Source organism: Mesorhizobium sp. M7A.F.Ca.CA.001.08.2.1 (assembly GCF_003998455.1).
Taxonomy (GTDB): Bacteria; Pseudomonadota; Alphaproteobacteria; order Rhizobiales; family Rhizobiaceae; genus Mesorhizobium; species Mesorhizobium ciceri.
The window spans coordinates 1-3,007 of the sequence record NZ_RZPW01000745.1 but is presented as its reverse complement, the minus strand read 5'-3'; the positions used below and the strand labels follow the sequence as shown (position 1 = coordinate 3,007).

At 62.3% G+C, this 3,007-nt stretch carries 4 protein-coding genes; 3 read left to right on the top strand and 1 reads right to left on the bottom strand.

Annotation, left to right across the window (positions count from 1 at the left end):
- Positions 1 to 124: 124 nt before the first annotated feature.
- A complete protein-coding gene (locus EN914_RS30125) occupies positions 125 to 976 on the bottom strand; it encodes a mechanosensitive ion channel family protein (protein WP_013529072.1) in 852 nt (283 codons plus the stop codon).
- Between the two features lie 242 nt (positions 977 to 1,218).
- Between EN914_RS30125 and rsfS the strand changes: the two genes are divergently transcribed.
- The 3 genes from rsfS to EN914_RS30110 all read left to right on the top strand — a co-directional run.
- Positions 1,219 to 1,596 carry a ribosome silencing factor gene (gene rsfS, locus EN914_RS30120; protein ID WP_013529073.1) on the top strand — a complete coding sequence of 126 codons (378 nt, stop codon included), beginning with the start codon at positions 1,219 to 1,221 and terminating at the stop codon, positions 1,594 to 1,596.
- A gap of 27 nt (positions 1,597 to 1,623) precedes the next feature.
- Positions 1,624 to 2,106 (top strand): 23S rRNA (pseudouridine(1915)-N(3))-methyltransferase RlmH, encoded by a 483-nt coding sequence (gene rlmH / locus EN914_RS30115; RefSeq protein WP_024502879.1) that lies wholly within the window; start codon positions 1,624 to 1,626, stop codon positions 2,104 to 2,106.
- Between the two features lie 124 nt (positions 2,107 to 2,230).
- The coding region (locus tag EN914_RS30110; protein ID WP_407067819.1) for a murein hydrolase activator EnvC family protein at positions 2,231 to 3,007 on the top strand (777 nt) is incomplete at its 3' end.

Sequence of the window (3,007 nt, the reverse complement as noted above, 5' to 3'; positions counted from 1 at the left end):
GTTCACGACGCGTGCGGTCCCGGTCGGCGAAACCGGCAGTTTCGCACCGATGACGGCGCAGGCGCCGTTGCCGGTCGAACTCGCCTTCGCACCGGACGATGAGGGCCGGCACTGAGCCACCCGACTATTGTCGACGGGCTTCCGGTGACGGGGCTTCCGGTGGCGGCAGCGGGATCGATATGCCTTCGCTATCGAATTCCTGCTTGGCGCGCTTGGTGAGATCGGTCTGGGTGGCGAAGAAGTCCGCCGACGATGTCCAGTAGCGCAAGGCAATCGAAACGGTGCTATCGCCCAATGTCGCGACGAAAGCGATCGGTGCCGGCTCACGCTTGACCCGCCGTTCGGCGGCGGCAATGGCAAGCAATGTCTTTTGAGCGCGGTCGATGTCGTTCCAGGAGCCGATGCTGAGTGTGATGTCGCTGCGGCGCACGCCATTGCGCGAAAAGTTGCGCACCGGCTGGTTCCACAGCGTCGAGTTGGGCGCCAATATGTAGACCCCGTCGGCCGTCCTGAGCTTGGTTGCGAACAGGCCGATCTCCTCGATCGTACCGGCAATCGAACCGACCTCGACGGACTCGCCGATGCGAAACGGCCGGAGTGCCAGAAGCATGATGCCGGCCGCGATGTTCTGCAGCGTGCCTTGCAACGCCAGGCCGATGGCGAGGCCAATGGCACCGATCGCGGCAATGATCGAGGCCGTCTGCACGCCGAACTGGCCGAGCACCATGATGGTGACGAGGATCAGGATGGCATAGCGGACGATCTTGGAGAAGAAATGCCGCAACGTCGCGTCGAAACCATGGATATGGCCGAGACCGGCGAAGATCGAACGTTCGGCAAGGCCGGCGACGATATAACCGACGATCAAGAGGATAACGGCACCGATGGCCGAGAAGGAGTAGGAAACAATCAGCGTGCTCAGTTGGGCGAGGCCAGCCTGGACGCTGAGGAAGGCGTTTTGCGGGTCGATCGGCATGGGGGAAATCCGGTTGTTCGGTGAGCCGATAACCCATGCCGACGGCGAGGGTTCCGATCTTTTCCGGTGTGCGGCGGAACCACAGGAGCGACAATACGTTCGTGCGAGGCAGGGTCCCGTCTTGAAACTGTCAGGGAACTCTGCCTATCTAAGTGGTGTCACCTGCTTCAAGGGGTGATTTGGTTGTTCTTGCTGCGAAAGGAAATACACTGAGAACAGCACTGCGGAAGAAGGCCGATATCATGCCTTCGCCGGCCAGGATCAGCGTAGACGACGCCGTGTCCCGCGCCATCAAGACAGTCCTTGCCAGTCTGGAAGACTCCAAGGCCGAAAATATTGTCTCCATCGACATCCAGGGGAAATCGAGCCTCGGCGACTATATGGTCGTCGCTTCGGGCCGATCGCACCGTCATGTCGCGGCTGTCGCCGATCATCTTCTCAAAGCGATCAAGGATGCCGGTCTCGGCACCGCGCGCGTCGAGGGGCTGTCCGGCGCCGACTGGGTCCTGATCGATTCTGGCGACATCATCGTCCATGTCTTCCGCCCCGAAGTCCGCGAATTCTACAATCTCGAAAAGATGTGGCAGGCGCCGGACCTCGAGGAAGAAACGCTCCACTAAGTCGTTCGCGCGACTTACAAGGCAAGGATGAAGATATCAGTTCATGCCGTGGGCCGGATGAAAGCCGGCCCCGAGAAGCTGCTGGCCGACCGCTATTTCGAGCGCTTCGCCAAGAGCGGCCCGGCGGTGGGGCTTGAATTTGGCGGCATTGCCGAAATAGCCGAGGGGCGCGGCCAGACCGCCAACGAGCGCCGGCGTGAGGAAGGCCAGAAACTGCAGACGCAGTTGCAGCCCGGCACTGCCCTGATCCTGCTCGATGAACGCGGCAAAAGCTTTTCCTCGGAAGATTTCGCCGGGCGCCTCGGCCTGTTGCGTGACGGTGGCCGCAAAGCGCTGATCATCGCCATCGGCGGCGCCGACGGCCACGACCAGCCGCTGCGCGACCAGGCCGAACTGGTGATGTCGTTCGGATTGCTGACATGGCCGCATCAACTGGTGCGCGTGATGCTGGGAGAGCAGCTTTATCGTGTGGCCACCATCCTTTCGGGACATCCCTACCATCGCTCGTAAGCCGGTGAATTGGTGCGACACACCCGGATTTCCGCCCCAATGCCAACGTAACATTGCATCGAGTGGGCGGTTTCGAACATGGTTGATTGTTCGTTAACGAAGCCACGCATAGAGTCGGGCTTCAATGTCTGAAGACAGAAAATCAAGAACGGGCTCATGGCGCGCGCGCTGCGGCATCGCGGCGGCGGTGCTTGTGCTGTCGCTGCATGCGGGGCGAGCGGAAAACACGCTCGACCTGGCTCCCGATCCGGACCAGAGCCGGGCCGAATACGAACGGGTCTCGAAGGAGATCACGCTGTCGTCGGAACGATTGGCCAAGCTCTCCGCCGACATCGCGACGATCAAGAAGGATCACGCCTCGATCACCGCCGCATTGATCCAGTCGGCGATGACCGAACAGAAGCTCGGCCAGGACATCGAGGACATCGGCGCCAGGCTGGAAGGGTTGAAGGGCCAGGAACAGAAGATCCGCGCCTCGCTGATGGCGCGGCGCGACGTTCTGGCCGAAGTGCTGGGCGCGCTGCAGCGCATGGGCCTCAACCCGCCGCCGGCGATCCTGGTCAAGCCCGAGGACGCGCTGTCGTCGGTGCGCAGCGCCATCCTGCTCGGCGCGGTGGTGCCGGAACTGCGCCAGCAGACCGACAGCCTGCTTGCCGATCTCAAGGAACAGACCAGGATTACGGCGTCGATCGAGGCCGAACGGGCGCGGCTGACGGCGGCGGTCGGCGACCAGACGGCGGAAAAGAAGCGGCTCGGCATGCTGCTGGAGGCGAAGCAGAAGCTCGAAGCCGACACGCAAACGCAAATGGCCGCGGAAAAGCAGCGATCCGAAGCGCTGGCGGCCAAGGCCGGCAGCCTGAAAGAGTTGATCGCCTCGCTCGAAGCGCAGGCCGACAAGAGC

Bases quoted from the DNA above. Each gene is read 5' to 3' on its own strand.
- rsfS (WP_013529073.1), top strand. From the start codon at position 1,219: ATGCCTTCGCCGGCCAGGATCAGCGTAGACGACGCCGTGTCCCGCGCC.
- EN914_RS30125 (WP_013529072.1), bottom strand. From the start codon at position 976: ATGCCGATCGACCCGCAAAACGCCTTCCTCAGCGTCCAGGCTGGCCTC.
- rlmH (WP_024502879.1), top strand. From the start codon at position 1,624: ATGAAGATATCAGTTCATGCCGTGGGCCGGATGAAAGCCGGCCCCGAG.